The sequence below is a fragment of the Phenylobacterium glaciei genome, from assembly GCF_016772415.1.
In the GTDB taxonomy this organism is placed as follows: Bacteria; Pseudomonadota; Alphaproteobacteria; order Caulobacterales; family Caulobacteraceae; genus Phenylobacterium; species Phenylobacterium glaciei.
This window is the reverse complement of sequence record NZ_JAGSGD010000001.1, coordinates 2460614-2478053: the sequence shown is the minus strand read 5'-3', so window position 1 is coordinate 2478053 and position 17440 is coordinate 2460614. Positions and strand designations below refer to the sequence as shown.

General features: G+C 69.3%; 15 protein-coding genes. 3 read left to right on the top strand and 12 right to left on the bottom strand.

The window, feature by feature from the left end; translation table 11 throughout:
- Positions 1 to 7 precede the first annotated feature (7 nt).
- From JKL49_RS12110 to JKL49_RS12090, 5 genes are all read right to left on the bottom strand, one after another.
- A complete protein-coding gene (locus JKL49_RS12110; protein ID WP_215340857.1) occupies positions 8 to 958 on the bottom strand; it encodes an acyl-CoA thioester hydrolase/BAAT C-terminal domain-containing protein in 951 nt (316 codons plus the stop codon).
- Between the two features lie 71 nt (positions 959 to 1029).
- Positions 1030 to 2079: a hypothetical protein gene (locus tag JKL49_RS12105; RefSeq protein WP_215340856.1), complete on the bottom strand. Its 1050-nt coding sequence runs from the start codon at positions 2077 to 2079 to the stop codon at positions 1030 to 1032.
- Entirely contained in the window at positions 2076 to 2795 is a 720-nt protein-coding gene (locus JKL49_RS12100; RefSeq protein ID WP_215340855.1) for a class I SAM-dependent methyltransferase, read from the bottom strand. Before JKL49_RS12100 ends, JKL49_RS12105 begins: the two co-directional genes overlap by 4 nt.
- A complete protein-coding gene (locus tag JKL49_RS12095; RefSeq protein WP_215340854.1) occupies positions 2789 to 4093 on the bottom strand; it encodes a glycosyltransferase family 4 protein in 1305 nt (434 codons plus the stop codon). Before JKL49_RS12095 ends, JKL49_RS12100 begins: the two co-directional genes overlap by 7 nt.
- A gap of 217 nt (positions 4094 to 4310) precedes the next feature.
- Positions 4311 to 5690 (bottom strand): cytochrome P450, encoded by a 1380-nt coding sequence (locus JKL49_RS12090; protein WP_215340853.1) that lies wholly within the window; start codon positions 5688 to 5690, stop codon positions 4311 to 4313.
- 108 nt (positions 5691 to 5798) lie between these two features.
- Here JKL49_RS12090 and JKL49_RS12085 point away from each other — a divergent pair, with 108 nt between their 5' ends.
- Complete coding sequence (locus JKL49_RS12085; protein ID WP_215340852.1) at positions 5799 to 6689, top strand: LysR substrate-binding domain-containing protein; 891 nt, start codon at positions 5799 to 5801, stop codon at positions 6687 to 6689.
- Here JKL49_RS12085 and JKL49_RS12080 read toward each other — a convergent pair.
- From JKL49_RS12080 to JKL49_RS12050, 7 genes are all read right to left on the bottom strand, one after another.
- Positions 6686 to 7618, bottom strand: coding sequence for a type II secretion system F family protein (locus tag JKL49_RS12080; RefSeq protein ID WP_215340851.1), 933 nt, complete (start codon positions 7616 to 7618; stop codon positions 6686 to 6688). The genes JKL49_RS12085 and JKL49_RS12080 overlap by 4 nt on opposite strands.
- Before the next feature lie 3 nt (positions 7619 to 7621).
- Positions 7622 to 8581 (bottom strand): type II secretion system F family protein, encoded by a 960-nt coding sequence (locus tag JKL49_RS12075; protein WP_215340850.1) that lies wholly within the window; start codon positions 8579 to 8581, stop codon positions 7622 to 7624.
- Positions 8581 to 9963, bottom strand: coding sequence for a TadA family conjugal transfer-associated ATPase (locus tag JKL49_RS12070; RefSeq protein ID WP_215340849.1), 1383 nt, complete (start codon positions 9961 to 9963; stop codon positions 8581 to 8583). The genes JKL49_RS12075 and JKL49_RS12070 overlap by 1 nt, the downstream gene beginning before the upstream one ends.
- Positions 9963 to 11147: a CpaE/TadZ family protein gene (locus tag JKL49_RS12065; RefSeq protein ID WP_215340848.1), complete on the bottom strand. Its 1185-nt coding sequence runs from the start codon at positions 11145 to 11147 to the stop codon at positions 9963 to 9965. Before JKL49_RS12065 ends, JKL49_RS12070 begins: the two co-directional genes overlap by 1 nt.
- The gene (locus JKL49_RS12060) at positions 11144 to 12469 is read right to left on the bottom strand and encodes a type II and III secretion system protein family protein (protein WP_215340847.1); all 1326 of its coding nucleotides are present in this window, start codon (positions 12467 to 12469) and stop codon (positions 11144 to 11146) included. The genes JKL49_RS12065 and JKL49_RS12060 overlap by 4 nt, the downstream gene beginning before the upstream one ends.
- A gap of 10 nt (positions 12470 to 12479) precedes the next feature.
- Entirely contained in the window at positions 12480 to 13334 is an 855-nt protein-coding gene (gene cpaB / locus JKL49_RS12055; RefSeq protein WP_215340846.1) for a Flp pilus assembly protein CpaB, read from the bottom strand.
- Between the two features lie 121 nt (positions 13335 to 13455).
- Complete coding sequence (locus tag JKL49_RS12050) at positions 13456 to 15333, bottom strand: ABC-F family ATP-binding cassette domain-containing protein (protein WP_215340845.1); 1878 nt, start codon at positions 15331 to 15333, stop codon at positions 13456 to 13458.
- Between the two features lie 354 nt (positions 15334 to 15687).
- Between JKL49_RS12050 and ndk the strand changes: the two genes are divergently transcribed.
- Positions 15688 to 16107, top strand: coding sequence for a nucleoside-diphosphate kinase (gene ndk, locus JKL49_RS12045; RefSeq protein WP_215340844.1), 420 nt, complete (start codon positions 15688 to 15690; stop codon positions 16105 to 16107).
- Between the two features lie 91 nt (positions 16108 to 16198).
- The gene (locus JKL49_RS12040) at positions 16199 to 17362 is read left to right on the top strand and encodes an acyl-CoA dehydrogenase family protein (RefSeq protein ID WP_215340843.1); all 1164 of its coding nucleotides are present in this window, start codon (positions 16199 to 16201) and stop codon (positions 17360 to 17362) included.
- Positions 17363 to 17440: the final 78 nt, after the last annotated feature.

Sequence of the window (17440 nt, the reverse complement as noted above, 5' to 3'; positions counted from 1 at the left end):
GCGGTCCTCACCGATGGCGGGCAAGCCGGTCGAGTAGCGACTTGGTCGCCGCCCAGCCGGCGTCGCGCGCGCGTTCGGTTCCCAGGGCGTTTCCACCGAAGTCGAAGCTGAATCCACCGCCGGGTATCTCCATCCTTGTGATTCCAGGGCCGGGGCCCATCAACAGGTGGCTGGCCGCGTCGAACTGCAGATTGACCACTGGATAGCGGAATTTGCGTGACTTGAGGCGGGCCTCGATCTCGTCGGCATAGACGGTGGCCGGCCAGATGGTGTCGGCCCTGGAGGAGACCAGCAGCACCGGGCCGCGGGTGCGCTCCACCGGGATCACTGCGACCTCCAGCGGGGTCGCCCGTTCAAACCACTGGCGCATCGAAGTTCCGGCCGCCGCGGCGGCGACCTGGAAGGCGACCGGTTTGCCCTTGAGAGTCCAGGCCGGTCTCGGCGCTGAGGGCGGGGCGCCCATCGGCGGCAGTCCGTTCCAGACGCGGCTGCTGGGGGAAAAGGCGATCACCGCAGATACATCGGGGCGCAGAGCGCCCAGGAGCAGGGCCAGCTCCCCGCCGCGCGACTGGCCCATCACCGCGACGGGCCCGACCTCGCGTCGCGCTCGCAGCCAGTCCAGCCCCCGGAGGAGGTATTCCAGCGGGATCTCGTTCAGGCTGCTGGGGAGGCCGGCGGGCCGGCCGCTCCAATCCTGGAAATAGGCCAGGGCCAGGGTCGGATAGCCGCTGGCGGCCAGGTCGCGGGCGTCCTTCTCGGCGGGGAGGCCGCCGTCGGATCCATTCAGCATCAGCACGCCGGGACGGCTTCGGGTCCCCGGCAGGGTGTAGAAGCGGCCCACGAGGCCACGATCACGAACCTCGATGGAGATGACCTCCTGCGCCGACGCGCGCGAGGCGCTGAGGCCCAGGCCCAGGCCGGCGGCGAGCCGAAGCAGGGTTCTGCGAACTGAATTCATGGGAGTCTCCGTCGTCCGATCCTTCGGTCGACGGTCAAGCTGCACCCGGACCTTAGGTTCGGGTCAATGGTCTATCGGCTGGTCAGCACATCCGACGCCGCAGACGCCCCCAGCCTCGCGTCGAACGCAAGGATGGCGGCGGCCTGGGTCCAGGTGGGGCGTTCGCGGGGCCAGACGATCGCCTCCTCGAACTGCCAGCCCATCCAGAAGGCGCCGTCGCCGTCGCGGTGGTTGAGTTGGGAATCCAGCAGCGCGCCGGCGGCGGCCCGGGCGCCGAGGCCGAGCAGGGCCATGGCCAGCTCGCAGGACTCCGCCACGGTCACCCAGGGCTGGCTGGCCACGCAGCGGCAGCCACGACCCAGGACGGCGAAGCGTGGGGCGCGGGCTTCCAGCCTGGCGAAGGAGGCGCCCGGCGACAGCACGCCGGCCAGGGCTGGATAGTACCAGTCCATGGCGAAGTCGGAGCGGTCCTGCAGGCGGTCAAAGCGGGCGGGCGCGCTGCGGATGGCGCAGCTCAGCCGGTCCTTGGCCAGGCGCCAGGCGGGCTGCGGTTCGCCCAGCAGGTCGGCCAGTTTCAGGGCGCAGTCGAGGCTCTTGAAGATCGAGGCGTTGCCGGCCAGGACCGCGTCGTCGGCGCCGGTGCCGAAGGCTTCCTGGCTCCAGGAGATGTCGCCCTCCGGATGCTGCAGGGTCAGCACGAAGTCGATGGCCGACCTCACCATCGGCCAGTAGCGGCGGGCGAAGGCCAGGTCGTTGTCGAGCCGGTAGCGGTGCCACAGGGCCACGGCGGGATAGGCGGCGAAGTTGGAGTCGCGGAAGGCCGCGGCCGGGGTGCGGGCCATGTGCAGGCGGTCGGCCATGGGCAGGGTGTTGCCGTATTCACCGAGCCAGGCGCCGGACGGTTCCTGCGACCAGGCCAGGTATTCGAAGCCCCGGTCGGCGGCCTCGAACTCGCCCATGGCGCCGAGCGCCATCAGGCATTCGGCGTGGTTCCAGGGGTCCCACGGGCCCTTGTCGAACCAGGGGATGGCGCCGTTGGCCTGTTGCTGGGCCAGGATGACGTCCAGGGCCCCGGTGAAGGGCGCGAGCGGGCCGCCGACGCGGTCGAAGGCCAGGCTCATGCGAGGCCTTTACGGAAATAGAGCGCCACGCTCTTGCCGGCGAAGGGGTTGGCCATGGCCTCCAGCACGCGGGTGAGGGCGGGCCGGTCCATCAGGTCCCAGACCAGGAAGCGGTGGTAGAGCTTCACCAGCGGGTGGTCGTCGCGCCGGTCCCAGAAGGCGCACTTCAGCCACCAGTAGGGGGCGTGCAGGGCGTGGGCGTAGTGCTTGCCGTTGTAGGAAAAGCCGAGGTCGCTGATGGACTTGCGCAGGTCGGGTTCGTGGAAGATGCGGACGTGGCCGCCGGGCTGGTCGGCATAGCCGTCCTTGCCAGGCGCCAGCGCCCAGCAGATGCGCTCGGGCCAGGCGCGGGGGACGGTGGGGACGAAGCGGCCGCCGGGCTTCAGCACGCGGCGGATCTCAGCCAGGGCGCGGTCATATTCGTGCAGATGCTCCAGCACCTCGGAGCAGATCACCACGTCGAAGGCGGCGTCGGCGAAGGGCAGACGATAGGCGTCGCCTGAGAGGAAGCTGGTGGCCGCTTCGCCGGTCGTCGGCGGCAGGTAGCCCAGGCCATCGCGGGCCTTCACCAGGCTGGGGATGTCGAGGTCCAGGCCCACGACATTGACGCCGGGTAGCATGTGGATGCCGTGAACATGGCGGCCCTCGCCGCAGCCCAGGTCCAGCACCCAGTCGCCGGCCGTGAGGCCCAGGGTCTCCAGGCGGACGGTCAGCATTTGCGGGCGATGGCGCGGCGCAGGACCGCCTCATAGGTCTCGGCGGCCCGGTCCCAGGAGAAGGCCTTCCGCGCCCGCTGGCGGGCGGCGGCGCCCAGGTCGGCGCGGCGGGCGGGATCGTCCAGCAGGGCGCCGATGGCGCGGGCCAGGGCGGCGCTATCGCCCTTTGGCACGACGACGCCGGCGTCGCCGACGACTTCGGGCAGGGAGCCGCCGTCGGTGACCACCACGGGGGCGCCGCAGCTCATGGCCTCTGCGGCGGGCAGGCCAAAGCCTTCATAGAGGGAGGGGGTCACACAGATGGTGGCCCGCGCATATTGCTCGGCCATCTCATCATTGCTGAGGTCGTGGATGAAGCTGACCCGGTCAAGCAGGTTGAGGTCGTCCAGCAGCTCGGCGGTGGGGCCCTCGCGCAGCTTGCCGATGACCACCAGCTCCAGGCGCGGATAACGCTCCAGCAGGGCGCAATAGGCCTCGATCAGGTGCTTCAAGCCTTTGAGTGGCACGTCGGCGCTGGCGGTGGTGAGGATGCGGTTATCGCGGCGGCGGATGTCGGGCTGGGGTTTGAAGGTGTCCTGGTCGATGCCCAGGTGGATGACGTTCATGGCGGCGGGGTCGACGTCCAGGCAGGCGGCCACGTCGTTGGCGGCGGCCTGGGAGGGCAGGATGATCTCGTGCAGGCGGGGCGCGACGCGCTCCTGCATCTTCAGGAACGAGTACCACTGGCGGGTCAGGGCGCGCATGCCCCACTCCGGCTGGGCGGCGAGCGCCAGTTCCAGGTCGCGGCGGATGGGGTGGTGGATGACGCCGACCACGGGCAGGCCCGCGCGCTCGATATCCAGCAGGCCCGAGCTCAGCGACTGGTTGTCCAGCACGACGTCATAGTCGCGGCGGTGAGCGCGCAGGTACTTGGCCGCGCGGCGGCCGAAGGTCCAGGGCTCCATGAACTTGCCCAGCCAGTGGCCGAAGTACTCCGCGGTGTCGGTCCAGCTCAGCAGATGGCGCCAGCGCAGGGCGCGGTGGCCGTTGTGCGGCTGGTTGTAGAGGTCCAGCGACGGCAGCTTGATGAGGGTCACGCCCTCGGGGACGTCGGGATAGGGCGGGCCCGACAGGATGTCGACGCTGTGGCCCCGGCGAGCCAGGGCCGCGGCGGCCTGGCTGAGGTAGACGCCCTGACCGCCCACGCGGGGATCTGACCGGTACGACAGGAAGGCGATGCGCAGCGGCGGAGCGCCCGCCAACCCGGACGGGGCGCGCGTCTCCGAGACGCCGACAGCTGGAGAGGGTGTTTTCAGCATCGCCGATGTCCTTAACGCGCCAGCGGCGGAAAGGACTAGGACCAAACCTTGAGAACGGCGGAGTTTGTTGTTTCAGGTTGGTTATGTGGCTGGGCCGGATACCCCCCATCGTCATCCCGGACGCCGATAGGCGAGCCGGGACCCAGGGGCCCAGGGCGCGGCCCCTGGGTCCCGGCTCTCCGCTTCGCTACGGCCGGGATGACGTTTGGAGGTGGCGCTACACCCGCTCCACGACCAAGGGCATGCCGCCCTTAGGCCGGATGGCGATGTCGCCGGTGGGCTCCACCGTGTGGCCGGCGACGGGGCGGAAGCGGAAGCGGGCCAGCCAGTGGGAGAGCACCAGCAGGCCCTCGGCCTGGGCGAAGGCCGCCCCGATGCAGACCCGCGGGCCGGCGCCGAAGGGGATGTATTGGAAGCGGTGGTGGGCGGCCTTGGCCTCCGGATCGAAGTTCTCCGGATTGAAGACGTCGGGCTCGTCCCACAGCAGCCGGTGGCGGTGGACGATCCAGGGCCAGATGGAGATCTGGTCGCCCTTGCGGATCGCGTGGCCGCAAAGGTCGTCGTCGGCCATGGCCTCGCGGTCGATACGCAGGGCCGGTGGATAGAGGCGCAGGGTCTCCTCCCAGACCATCTTCAGATAGGGCAGGCGGGCCAGAATTTCCTCAGGGGTCCCGCCGGCGTCCCAGGCGGCGCGGGCCTCCTCGCCCGCCCATTCCTGGGCCTGGCGGTCGCGGCTGAGCAGATACAACGCCCAGGTCAGGGCGTTGGCCGTGGTCTCGTGGCCGGCCCCCAGGAAGGTGACGGCGTTGTCGAGCGCCAGCTTGGCGGCTTCCTTCGGCGGATGGGTGGCGCTGAAGGCGTCGATGACCCGGGTCATGAAGTCCTGGGGCGGGGCAGGATCGGCCTGCCGCCGGGCGATGAAGTCAGCCAGCTTGCCGATGATGAAGCGGCGGCCCACGGCGCCTCGCCACTGGACCGGGTTCTGGTCCAGCCAGGGCATGCCGAAGATCGGGCCCAGGCGGTACTGGCTCATGGCCTTCATCACCGCGGCCATGTGGCCCGACGCCTCCTCCACCGTGAAACCGGCGGCCGAGGAGAACAGGGTGGCGTTGATGATATCGAAGGTGGTGCGTAGGCTCTCGGCGGCCACGTCGATGACGTCGCTGTCGCCGGTGGCCCAGCGGTCGGCGGTCTGCTCGGCGACGCGGGCGAAGGTCGGGGTGAACTCCGTCACCATGCCCGGCGTGAAGACCGGGGCCATCATCCGCCGCTGCTCGCGCCAGGCCTCGCCGTTGGTGGTGAGCAGGCCTTCGCCCAGGGCGACGCTGAGCATCTTATTGACCAGGGCGGGCTTCTGATACGTCCCGAGTTTGTCCATCAGCACATGCTGGATGGCGACCGGGTCGCTGATGAAGTGGTAGTTCAGGGTGAAGACCCTGCGGGTCTTGTGGTGGGTCTCGAAGGCCAGGGTCGGCCAGCCGTTCAGCGGGTTCTGCGCGGCCTTGTCGACGAAGATGCGCCAGACCGGCAGCCAATCGTCGGGGCGTTCCGGCGCGGCCGGTGTGAAGTGATGGGCGAAGGCGGTGGCGTCGGTCATGACCTATCCCCGGGTCGTGAAGCACGCCGCAGGATGGGGGAATTTGATGCAGCGCAACAAACGATATAACAGTGTTGTTCTTGTGAGCTGACATCACATGGAATGGCGATGACGCGACGTTCGCTTCCACCCCTGACCGCCCTGCGCGCCTTCGAGGCCTTCGCCCGGCTGGGCAAGATGACCACGGCGGCCGAGGAACTGTTCGTGACCCACGGGGCCGTCAGCCGGCAGATTCGCAGCCTGGAGGAGGCGGTGGGCCTGGCGCTGACCGAGGGGCCGCGTCATCGGCTGAAGCTGACCGATGCCGGCGAGCGTCTCGCGGCCTCGCTGTCGAGCGCCTTCGACCGGGTGGAGCGGACTCTGACCGATCTGAAGTCGGCGGCCGACACCGAGCTGCATCTCTCCTGCCTGGGCACCTTCGCCATGCGCTGGCTGATCCCAAGGCTGGGGTCCTTCCATGACCAGCATCCGGGCTTAAGGGTGCGGGTGACCGAGAGCTTCGCCCCGGCCGACTTCGCCCGCGAACACTATGACGCCGCCATCCGCCTGACCGAGCATGTGCCGTCCCATGGCGGGGAAGCCATCGCCTTCCTGGACAATTTCCACGGACCGGTGGCCGCGCCGCAGCTGACCGGGGCGACCCGCGGGGTGAAGTCGTTTGAGACCCTGCCGCGGCTGCACACCCGCCCGCACCTGCAGGCCTGGGCGGAATGGGAGAGCCACACCGGCCTCTCCCTGGCCGACGCCGCCCAGAACCGCGAGTTCGAGCACCTGTTCTACATGCTGGAGGCGGCGGTGGCGGGCCTGGGGGTGGGCTTAAGCCCCTTCGTCTATGTGGCGGCCGACATCGAGGCGGGGCGGCTGGCGGCGCCGGTGGGGTTCGTGCGCACGCCCGCCCAGTTCTACCTGATCCTGCCGCCGGGACCCGCGCGGCCCGCGGCCTCGGCGTTCCGCAACTGGCTGCTGGACGAGGCGGGCAAGGTGCCGACCCCGAGCTAGTGGAAGACCTGCATCAGGCGGAAGATCGCCGGCAGCATCAGGACCCCCAGCAGGCAGGGGAAGATGAACAGGATCAAGGGCACGGTGAGCTTCACCGGCAGGGCCAGCGCCTTTTCCTCGGCCCGCAGCATCCGCTTCTGGCGCATGTCCTGGGAGAAGACCGTGAGGGTCTCCCCCAGGCTGGTGCCCATGTCCTCGGCCTGGCGCAGCATGGTGGCGAAGGCGCGCGCGTCATCGATGCCCAGGCGGTCGGCGAAGGCGGTCCAGGCGTCCTTGCGCGACTTCCCGGCCCGCAGCTCCAGGGTCAGCATGCGCAGGTGGATGGTCAGGCGCGGATAACGGCGGACCAGTTCGTCGGTGACCCGGCCGACGGCGGCGTCCAGGGACAGTCCCGCCTCCACGGAGGCCACCAGCAGGTCCAGCAGGTCGGGGAAGCCGTCGGCATACTCCCGCTCGCGGTCCTTCTGGCGCATGGCGAGCACCCGGTCTGGTCCCATCAGGGCGACCAGGGCCAGGATCGCGGCCAGGGCTACCGGCGCCATGCCGTGGCCGGGCTTCAGGGCGAAGGGCAGCATGACAATGGTGCCGAGCGTGGCGAGGGCCAGGGCCGCGGCCCGGGCTCCGAGATAGTAGATCGCCGCCTCGCGATTGAAGAAGCCGGCGCGGATCAGCCGCATGCGGACGTCGGAGACCTTGGAGGGGTCGCTGATGGCGGCCTGCTGGCCCAGACGGCGCACGCTGGCGGTGACCTGGCCCAGGATGCGGACCTCGCCGCGCGGGGGTTCGATCCGGGGCGTGGCGGGGTCCTGGAAACGCGCCTTGCGCAGCGACCGCACGCGCAGCTCGCCGAAGGCCAGCACGCCGCCGCCGGTCACGCCGAGGCCCACCAGGGCCAGGCCGAGCCAGAGGAGGAGGGGTTGCAGGTCCATAGCCTAGATCCGCATGTCCACCATGCGGCGCATGATGAGGTTGCCGATGGCGACCCAGACGCCCATGGCGGCCAGGCCGGTCTGGATGAAGGGTTCGTGGATCACCTCGCCGTAGAAGTCCGGCGAGAGCAGGGCGATGGCGCCGCCGGCGGCGAAGGGGGCGGCGGTCAGGATGATGGCCGACATCCGGCCCTCGGCCGTGGCGGCCTTGATCTTCAGGCGCATACGGTGGCGGTCGCGCACGGTGGCGGCGTTGAGCTTCAAGAGGCCCGTCAGGTTGCCGCCGGCCCGCTCCTGCAGGCGCACCGTGGCCGCGAACAGGTCGACATCGGGGTGCTGGCAGCGCTGGGACATGCGGCCGATGGCCTGTTCCAGGGTGGCGCCATAGGCGATCTCGTCGGCGGCCATGCCGAACTCCGAGCCGATCGGGTCGACCATCTCGCGGCCCACCAGCTGGATGGCGGTGGGCACCGGGTGGCCGGCTTCCAGGCTGCGGACGATGATCTCCAGGCCCTGGGGCAGCTGGTGGCCAAGCGCCTTGGCGCGCCGGGCGGCCATGAACTTGAGGAAGAAGATTGGCCCCGCGCCGCCGAACAGGATCGCGCCGACTGGCGCCAGCAGCAGGCTGTGGCTGACGACGACGATCAGGATCGCGCCCCCGACCGCAGCGGCGATCACCGCCATCAGCCACTTCTTGGGATCATAGGGGACGCCGGAACGGACGATCAGTTCGGCCAGCCACTTCACGCCGGCCCGCAGGTCCCCGGCGGCGGTGAGGCCGCGCTGCTTGCGCAGTTCCACCACCAGCTCCTGGATGCCGCCGATGCGCTCGGAAACCTTGAGGCGCTGATTGACGCGGCGCTTGACCTTGGCGGTCCCCATCAGGCCGAAACAGGCCTGGCCGGCGGCGAAGACGGCCGCGAAGACCAGGACCAGATAGGCGCTCTTGGCGTCGAAGCCCATCAGCCCAGCACCCGCGAGGGGTCAAAGTTGGCGGTGTCGTAGGCGATGCCGCGGCGGGTCATCTCGTCCAGGCAGCGGGCGCGCAGGCCGCTGGCGCGGAACTCGCCGTGCACCACGCCATCGGCGGTGGTGTGCAGGCGGTTGAAGAAGAAGATCTCCTGCATCTGCACCACCTGGCCTTCCATGCCGGTGATCTCGGTGACGCTCATCAGCTTCCGCTTGCCGTCCGACAGCCGCATGATCTGGATGATCAGCCCCACCGCCGAGGCGATCTGCCCGCGCACCGCCTCAGGGCTCAACTTCATGCCCGACATCGCCACCATCTGCTCCAGGCGGGTGATGGCGTCGCGCGGCGTGTTGGCGTGGATGGTGGCCATGGAGCCTTCGTGGCCGGTGTTCATTGCCTGGAGCATGTCGAAGGCTTCCTCGCCCCGGACCTCGCCCAGGATCACCCGGTCGGGGCGCATGCGCAGGGCGTTCTTCACCAGCTCGCGCTGACGGATCTCGCCCTTGCCCTCGATGTTGGGGGGGCGGGTTTCGAGGCGGACGATATGGGGCTGCTGCATCTGTAGCTCGGCGGCGTCCTCGATGGTGATCAGCCGTTCCTTGTGGCTGATGGCGGCCGAGAGCGCGTTGAGCAGGGTGGTCTTGCCCGACCCCGTGCCGCCGGAGATCACAGTGGAGACGCGCGCCTTGATGGCCCCGTGCAGGAAGTCGGCGACGCATTGGGGCATGGCGCCCACGTCCACCAGCTTTTCCAGGGTGTAGGGCTTCTTGGAGAACTTGCGGATCGAGACGCAGGCCCCGTCGATGGCGATGGGGGCGATGGCGGCGTTGACCCGGCTGCCGTCGGGCAGGCGGGCGTCGACCATGGGCTGGCTTTCGTCAATCCGGCGGCCGACCCCGGCGACGATGCGGTTGACGATGCGCAGCAGGTGATCGTTGTCGCGGAAGCGGACGGCGGTGGGCTCCAGCTCGCCGCGTCGCTCGACATAGACCTGGAAGGGCCCGTTGATCAGGATGTCGTTGATGCTGTCGTCCTTGAGCAGGGGCTCAAGGGGGCCGAGGCCCATCATCTCGTCATAGACCGACGACCCGAGGTCCTCGAGTTCGGCGGTGTTGAGCACCAGGCGCTCGGCGCGCGCGAAGTCGCCCACCAACGCCATGACCTGGCGGCGCAGTTCCTTTTCGCCGACGCTCTCCAGCTTGGAGAGGTCAAGTTCTTCAATCAGTTGGGCGTGCAGCTTCAACTTAACGTCGAGCATCTGACGCTCGGCGAGATCGCTCGTGGCGGGCGAGGGCGCGCGTTCGGCAGGCGGAGTCGGAGCCTCGGTCTCGACGACTTCGAGGGCGACGGGCTTGGTGGGGCTGAAGCGTCCCATCAGGCGGCTCGCGACGAGGCGGCGACCGGGAAGGGCGCGGGACGCCGGCCGTGGTCGGCCAGCAGGCGGTCCACCAGAGCCCCCACATCTCGGACGATTTTCGACTTGGGCCGGTGCTGGCTGATGGCGCCGCCCAGATTGACCGAGGCGGCGGCCGCCTCCCAGTCCGAGGCGATGCCGCCGTCGGCCTTGCGCTGCAGGGCCTTCTCGGCTTCGGCGGTGGAGGGGGCGGGGCCGAACATGCGGTTGGCCAAGCGGTTCAACACGATGCGAGGCCGCAGGGCCGCGGCGGCCTCGATCTCTTCGGACAGGGCGCGGGCGGCCAGGAGGGCCGGCACGGTGAGTTCGGAGACCACCACCACCTCGTCGGAGCCGGTCAGCGCGTCCAGGCTCCACGAATGCCGGTGGCGCGGCATGTCGAGGACCACGTGGTCATAGGCCTCGCAGGCGATCTCCAGGATGCGCAGGACGGCCTCGCGGGAGATGGCGGTGAAAGCGGTGGGGTCGCGGGGACAGGCCAGCAAATCGAGGCCCTTGGCCACCGGGGTGGCGAAGGCGGCCAACAGGGCGGCGTCCATCCGCTCGGCGGCGGGGCCGAACTCGGCCAGGCCCATGGAGGGAGTCGCGCCGAGGTAGGGCGCGCAGGCGCCGTCGGCCAGGTGCAGGTCGATGAGGCAGACGCTGTTGGCGCGGCTGGAGCGGGCGGCCAGAGCGCTGGCGATCTCGATGGCCACCATGGTGGCGCCGGCGCCGCCGACGGCGCCCAGGACCGACCAGCAGCGGGAGGGGTGGCCCTGGACGCTTGGCGCCTGGGCGGCGGCCTGGTCCAGCAGGGCGTAGATGGCGTTCTGCAGCTGCTCGTGGGTGAAGGGCGCCTCAACCACGTCGGCATGGGGCAGGCGCATCAGGGCGCGCACCAGGCCGACCGGCAGGTGACCGCCCAGGAACAGGGTCGGCGGCAGATCGGCGACGCCGGCAAGGGTCGCCACGGCGGCGGCGAGCGCCGCGGGCTCGGCATGGTCGGCGTCAATCAGGATGAGGTCGGTCATCCCGGGCCGCAGGTCGGTCAGGCGGTCCAGGCCCGCGACCTCCATGGCTGCGCCGAACAGGGGGCCGCGCGCCAGGGGCGCCAGGCTGTCGCCGATGGCCAGGACCCGGCGGCCCAGCAGGCTCCAGTTGCTCATGAGGGCGCCCCGGTCTTGGCCGAGCCCTCGACCTTGGCCATGGGCTTGTCGAGGGCCAGGCCGTTGAGGATCAGGTCGATGGCGGTGGCCTCATTGCCGGCCAGGATGGTGGAGGTGGCGTGATAGTCGTCGCCGCCGGCCATGCGCGGGGTGACGATGATCACCAGCTCGGTCTCGGCCTTCTGCCAGCGCGAGGAGCGGAACAGCGAGCCCAGGACGGGAACCTGTCCGACGCCGGGCAGCTGGCGCACGGCGTTGGAATAGTTCTGCTGGAAGAGACCGGCGATGGCGAAGCTCTCGCCCGAGCGCAGCTCGACGGTGGTGTTGGCGCGGCGGACCACCAGGCTGGGGATCTCGATGCCGTTCAGCTTCAAGGGCGTGCGGGTGTCGAGCTGGCTGACCTCGGGGGCCACCTGCAGCCGGATCAGGCCGTTGTCCTGCACGGTGGGCTGGAAGTTCAGCGTCACGCCGAAGGGGCGGAACTCGATGGTGACGGTGTCGCGGCCGTTGGGCACCGGGAAAGGGAACTCGCCGCCGGCCAGGAAGCTGGCCTTCTCGCCGGACAGGGCCACCAGGTTGGGCCGGGCCAGGGTGCGGATGACGCCCTTTTCCTCAAGCGCCCGCAGGACCACGTCGATGGTGGCCGTCCCCAACGTCCCGCGCAGTTGCAGGCCGCCCTGAGGGGCGGTGTTGCCGATCAGGCCGGTCCCGGTCTGCAGGGCGAAGGTGGAGCCGTTGCTGGCGTTGATGTTGAAGCCGATGTCCTTGAGCGACGAGCGGCTGGCCTCCAGCACCCGCACCTCGAGGATCACCTGTTGGGAGGCCCGCACGGTGAGCGCCGAGGTGACGGAGCCGGGGGCGAACTTTTCGGCGAGCGCCTTTGCCTTGGCGGCGACGGCGGTGGTGGAGACGTCACCGGCCAGGAGCAGGCCTTCCCCCAGGTTGCGGACCTCGATCTGTTCGCCGGGCACCGCGGCGGCGAGGTCTTCCTGCAGGGCGTCGGCGTCGTAGCCGACCCGGACGTCCACCACTTCCTGCAGGGCCCCGCCGGCCCCGTAGATCAGCAGGTTGGTGGAGCCGAGCTGCTTGCCGCGCACATAGAAGCTGCGGTCGGTGGTGGCGACGATCTGCGCGGTCTCGGGCTGGGCCACCACGATCTTGCTGGCGGGGCTGTCGAGCCGGAAGGAGGCGGACTTGTTGCGCGGCACGGTGATGACCCGCGAGCGGGCGGCCTCGCTGGAAAACTGTTCGGCGGCGGCCGGCAGGCTCGAGCCGAGGACCAGGGCGGCGGCGATCGCGCCGAGGAGGGGGGTGCGGTGCATGGGGGTGTCCTTAGGCCGCGGGCTTGGCGCTGGCGGCCGGGGCGGAGTTCTCGCCTTCGACGATGGTGATGCGGCCGCCCGAGGGCGCGCCGGAGGACCGTGCGCGGCGGGCATGGCCGGCGGCGCGGGGCGCGGCCGACGCGACCTCGGCGACCGGCTCGACATCCGAGGCGCCGAGGGGGCGCAGGGCGAGCGAGAGGGAGCCCATCTCGGCGGCGATGGCCAGTTTCTGGGCGTCCTTGACGCTGACCTCCAGGGTGGTGGTCGACGGTTTCTCGGCCTTGGTGGAGGTGGGGTCGGCGTTGAGGTCCACGCCGAGGACGCGGACGTTCTGGACGACCAGCTGCGAGGTCAGCACCTTGCCCGGCCCATTGGGGGTCAGGTTGCGCATCATCACCACGTCCACCCGGTCGCCGGGCAGGGCGTGGCCGCCAACGCCGGAGATGTCGTTCACCCCGATGGCGTAGGCGCGCATGCCGGGTTCCAGCTCCGCGGCCACCGACGGGCGAGCGCCGGGGCCGGAAAGCTTGGCGGGCAGCAGGGGCTCGCGGGCGGCGATCAGGGTCAGGGCCACCGGCGCCCCGCCGTGATCCTGGGCCAGAACCTGGGCGACCGAGGTGAAGGCGTTAACCGGCGAGGCGTCGCGGGGTACGCGGATCAGCTTCAGGTGGCCGGCGTCGAGGCGTTCGCCATAGGCGATGTCGCGGGCGGCCACGACCACGGAGACCGCATTGGCCATGGGCGAGACCACGGCGGGCGCGGCGTGGACCTTTCCGGTCTCGGGCAAGGCGACCCGGGCCACCAGAATGGCGCCCAGGCCCAGCGCCACGGAGGCGCCGAGACTGCCGATTGTTAAGAGCCGCATGCCCCACCTCTGGTACTAATAGCGTTTAACTATCAGCCAGTTATGGGAGGGGGCCCTTGCGATAGGGCGAAGAAAGACGGTGTGCGGATATAAACCCTAACCGGGCAGCTTCCGTTGACCGTCAGGCGTCGGTCTTAAGGGCTTCATAGGCTTCCACGGCCGCCATCCACTCCTGCTCGGCGGCGTCGAGGGCGGCCTGGGCCTTGGCGCGGTCGGCGCCCAGGCGGGCGGCCTTGCCGGGATCCTTGGTGAAGATGTTGGGGTCGGTGAGCGCCTTGTCGAGCTCGGCGACGGCGGTGGTGGCGCGGGCCAGAGCGGCCTCGGCCTGTTCGGCGCGGCGGCGGGCGGTGCCGGTGGGGACCTTGGCCTTGGGGGCGGCCTTGGGTGGCGGGGCCGCGGCGGCTTGCGGAACCTGAGACGGACCCTTGGCGGCCTGGCGGGCGCGGTCGATCACCAGCTTGGCGTAGTCGTCCATGTCGCCGTTGAAGGGCGCGATGGTGCCGTCGGCGGCCAGCCACAGACGGTCGGCCACCAGCTCCATCAGGGAGCGGTCGTGGGTGATCAGGATGACGGCGCCGGCATATTCGTTCAGGGCGTCCAGCAGGGCGCGGCGGCTGTCGATATCCAGGTGGTTCGTCGGTTCGTCGAGGATCAGGAGGTGAGGAGCCTCCATGGCCACCATGTTCAGCAGCAGGCGGGCGCGCTCGCCGCCGGACAGGTTGGCGACCGTGGTCTCCACCTTCTGCACGCCCATGCCGAACTGGGCCAGGCGCGAGCGGCGGGCCGCGTCGCTGGCCTCGGGCATGGCCCGGCGGATGATCTCCAGCGGGGTGTCGGAAGGGTCCAGCGCCTCGATCTGGTGCTGGTGGAACCAGCCCACCTTCAGGCGGCGGTCGCGGCGCAGGTCGCCGTGCATGACCTGCAGGGCGCCGGCGATCAGCTTGGCGAAGGTGGACTTGCCGGCGCCGTTGACCCCCAGCAGGCCGATACGGTCGTCCAGGTCCAGGCGCAGGTCCATGTTGCGCAGGATCGGCGAGCCGTCATAGCCGGCCGAGGCGCCCTCCAGGCGGATCAGCGGCGGGGCCACGGGACGCTCGGGCGAGGGCAGGATGAAAGGGGCGGTGCGCTCGGCCGCGACGATGGAGACCGGCGGCAGCTTGGCCAGCTGCTTCAGGCGTGACTGGGCCTGGGTGGCCTTGGACGCCGTGGCCCGGAAGCGGTCAACAAAGGCCTGCAGGTGGGCGCGCTGGGCGTCGATCTTCGACTTGTTGGATTCCAACAGCCGGGCCCGTTCGGCGCGCTGGGTTTCGAAGTTGTCGTAGTTGCCGGGATAGAGGTCGAGCTTGCCCGAATGCAGGTGGAGGATGTGGTCCACCGAGTTGTTCAGGATCTCGCGATCGTGGCTGATGATGATGGCGCTGTTCGGGTACTTCTTCAGCCGGGCTTCCAGCCAGAGCGCGCCCTCCAGGTCGAGATAGTTGGTCGGTTCGTCCAGCAGCAGCAGGTCGGGCTCTGCGAACAGGGCCGCCGCCAGCGCCACGCGCATCCGCCAGCCGCCGGAGAACTCCGCCATCGGCCGCGCCAGGTCGGCGTGGGAGAAGCCCAGGCCGGAAAGGATTTCCGCAGCCCGGCTGGGGGCGCGGTCGGCGCCGATGTCGCTGAGCCGAGCGTAGATCTCCCCCAGATGCTCGGGCTCGGCGGTGTCCAGCGAGGCCATCAGGGTCTCGCGCTCGACGTCGGCGGCCAGCACGGTGTCCAGCAGGGTGACCGGGGTGGCCGGGTGCTCCTGGTCTACCGAGGCGATGCGGGCGGCCTTGGGATAGCCGATCTCGCCCGAGCCCTGGTGCAGTTGGCCCAGGATCAGCTTGAACAGGGTGGACTTGCCCACCCCGTTGCGGCCCACCAGGCCGACTTTGGAGCCCACGGGCAGGCTGATGGTGGCCTCGTCGAAGAAACGACGGCCCCAGGAGTCGAAGACGAGTTCGTGAATCTGCAGCATGGGATTGCGACTTACAAAACAGGTTGAGAGAACGGTCCGCCGTTCGGCGTCCGCTGGAGCCTTTTCGTTTCAGACGAGTCTGAAACGATCAAAAAAGGCTCCAATCCTTGGTGTTGGAGCGTGACGGGCGCCTGAACCGGTATCCACTTCAGGCTGTCACGCTCCGACGCGTCTTCGCTTGCGGCGTTGACTATGGTCTCATCAACCGTCTCTCCGATGACGGCCGCTGCATAACAGAGGTCGGCGCCTGCGTCGCGCGTAACCTGCCTTGGCGCTGTCACCCGGTGCGGCTATAAGCCCGCACCCTTCGGCGCGGACGGCCGCGCCACGATTGCAAAGAACAAGCCAAAGACCATGACTGAACGCACCTTCTCGATCATCAAGCCGGACGCCACCAAGCGGAACCTGACCGGCAAGATCAACGCGGTGATCGAAGACGCGGGCCTGCGCATAGTCGCCCAGCGCCGGATCAAGATGACCGAAGCCCAAGCCAAGAAGTTCTACGAAGTCCACGCCGAGCGTCCCTTCTACGGTGAACTGGTCGAGACCATGACCTCGGCCCCCGTGGTCGTGCAGGTTCTGGAAGGCGACAACGCCATGGCCCGCTATCGCGAAGTCATGGGCGCCACCAACCCCGAGCAGGCCGCCGAGGGCACCATCCGCAAGCTGTTCGCCCTGAACGTCGGCGAGAATTCGGTGCACGGTTCGGACTCCACCGACAACGCCAAGCTCGAGATCGCCCAGTTCTTCAAGGACGAAGACATCGTTGGCTAAGCGACGGCGGGTCTCTTAGCGGACCCTGCGTCACCGTTTCCAAGGAGCCCTCCATGCGCTAGCGAAGGCTGGTCGCAGGGAGGGCTTTTTCGTGGGCGTAGCAGCGGGTGAGAGCTTCCCCGAGATCCGCGAGGCGGTGCGCCGGCTCTGCGCGCAGTTTCCGGGGGCCTATTGGCGGGCGCTCGACCGCGACCGCATCTATCCCACCGAGTTCGTCACGGCTCTGACCGAGGCCGGCTTCCTGTCGGTGCTGATCCCCGAAGAGTATGACGGATCGGGCCTGGGCCTGGCGGCGGCCACGGCTGTGCTGGAGGAGATCCACCGGTCGGGCTGCAACGGCGGCGCCTGCCACGCCCAGATGTACACCATGGGCGCCCTGCTGCGGCACGGCAGCGAGGTGCAGAAGCAGGCCTATCTGCCCAAGGTCGCCAGTGGCGAACTGCGCCTGCAGGCCTTCGGGGTCACCGAGCCCACCGCCGGCACCGACACCACCCGCATCTCCACCTTCGCCCGGCGCGAGGGGGACACGTACATCGTCAACGGCCAGAAGCTGTGGATCAGCCGGGCCGAGCACTCCGACCTGATGATCCTGCTGTGCCGTACCACGGCCCGCGAAGACGCCGCCAAGCCGACCGCCGGGATGAGCGTGCTGCTGGTGGACATGCGCGAGGCGGTGGGAAATGGCCTGACCATCAAGCCGGTGCGCACCATGCTGAACCACGCCACCACCGAGCTGTTCTTCGACAACATGGAGGTCCCCGTCGCCAACCTGATCGGCGAGGAGGGCAAGGGCTTCGGCTATATCCTGGACGGCATGAACGCCGAGCGGATTCTGATCGCGGCCGAGTGCATTGGCGACGCCAAGTTCTTCATCGACCGGGCCAGCGCCTACGCCACGCAGCGCGAGGTGTTCGGCCGGCCGATCGGCCAGAACCAGGGGGTTCAGTTCCCCATCGCCCGGGCTCACGTCCAGATGACCGCCGCCTCGCTGATGGTGGACAAGGCCGCGGCGATGTTCGACGCCGACGAACCCTGCGGGACGGAGGCCAACATGGCCAAGATGGTCGCTTCAGAAGCGTCGTGGTTCGCCGCCGACACCTGCCTGCAGACCCACGGCGGTTTCGGCTTCGCCGAGGAATACGACATCGAGCGCAAGTTCCGCGAGACCCGCCTCTACCAGGTGGCGCCGATCTCCACGAACCTGATCCTCAGCCACGTGGGCACCCACGTGCTCGGCATGCCGAAGTCATTTTGATGCGAAACAAAAATCCGCTCATCCCGGCGAAGGCCGGGACCCAGATTCATCAGCCGAATTTAGGTTTCTTGGTCGCGA

What these genes read in the sequence shown, in the direction of transcription:
- JKL49_RS12110 (WP_215340857.1), bottom strand. Translation starts at nt 958, where the DNA reads ATGAATTCAGTTCGCAGAACCCTGCTTCGGCTCGCCGCCGGCCTGGGC.
- JKL49_RS12095 (WP_215340854.1), bottom strand. Translation starts at nt 4,093, where the DNA reads ATGCTGAAAACACCCTCTCCAGCTGTCGGCGTCTCGGAGACGCGCGCC.
- JKL49_RS12100 (WP_215340855.1), bottom strand. Translation starts at nt 2,795, where the DNA reads ATGCTGACCGTCCGCCTGGAGACCCTGGGCCTCACGGCCGGCGACTGG.
- JKL49_RS12060 (WP_215340847.1), bottom strand. Translation starts at nt 12,469, where the DNA reads ATGCACCGCACCCCCCTCCTCGGCGCGATCGCCGCCGCCCTGGTCCTC.
- cpaB (WP_215340846.1), bottom strand. Translation starts at nt 13,334, where the DNA reads ATGCGGCTCTTAACAATCGGCAGTCTCGGCGCCTCCGTGGCGCTGGGC.
- ndk (WP_215340844.1), top strand. Translation starts at nt 15,688, where the DNA reads ATGACTGAACGCACCTTCTCGATCATCAAGCCGGACGCCACCAAGCGG.
- JKL49_RS12070 (WP_215340849.1), bottom strand. Translation starts at nt 9,963, where the DNA reads ATGGGACGCTTCAGCCCCACCAAGCCCGTCGCCCTCGAAGTCGTCGAG.
- JKL49_RS12105 (WP_215340856.1), bottom strand. Translation starts at nt 2,079, where the DNA reads ATGAGCCTGGCCTTCGACCGCGTCGGCGGCCCGCTCGCGCCCTTCACC.
- JKL49_RS12050 (WP_215340845.1), bottom strand. Translation starts at nt 15,333, where the DNA reads ATGCTGCAGATTCACGAACTCGTCTTCGACTCCTGGGGCCGTCGTTTC.
- JKL49_RS12085 (WP_215340852.1), top strand. Translation starts at nt 5,799, where the DNA reads ATGACGCGACGTTCGCTTCCACCCCTGACCGCCCTGCGCGCCTTCGAG.
- JKL49_RS12090 (WP_215340853.1), bottom strand. Translation starts at nt 5,690, where the DNA reads ATGACCGACGCCACCGCCTTCGCCCATCACTTCACACCGGCCGCGCCG.
- JKL49_RS12080 (WP_215340851.1), bottom strand. Translation starts at nt 7,618, where the DNA reads ATGGACCTGCAACCCCTCCTCCTCTGGCTCGGCCTGGCCCTGGTGGGC.
- JKL49_RS12065 (WP_215340848.1), bottom strand. Translation starts at nt 11,147, where the DNA reads ATGAGCAACTGGAGCCTGCTGGGCCGCCGGGTCCTGGCCATCGGCGAC.
- JKL49_RS12075 (WP_215340850.1), bottom strand. Translation starts at nt 8,581, where the DNA reads ATGGGCTTCGACGCCAAGAGCGCCTATCTGGTCCTGGTCTTCGCGGCC.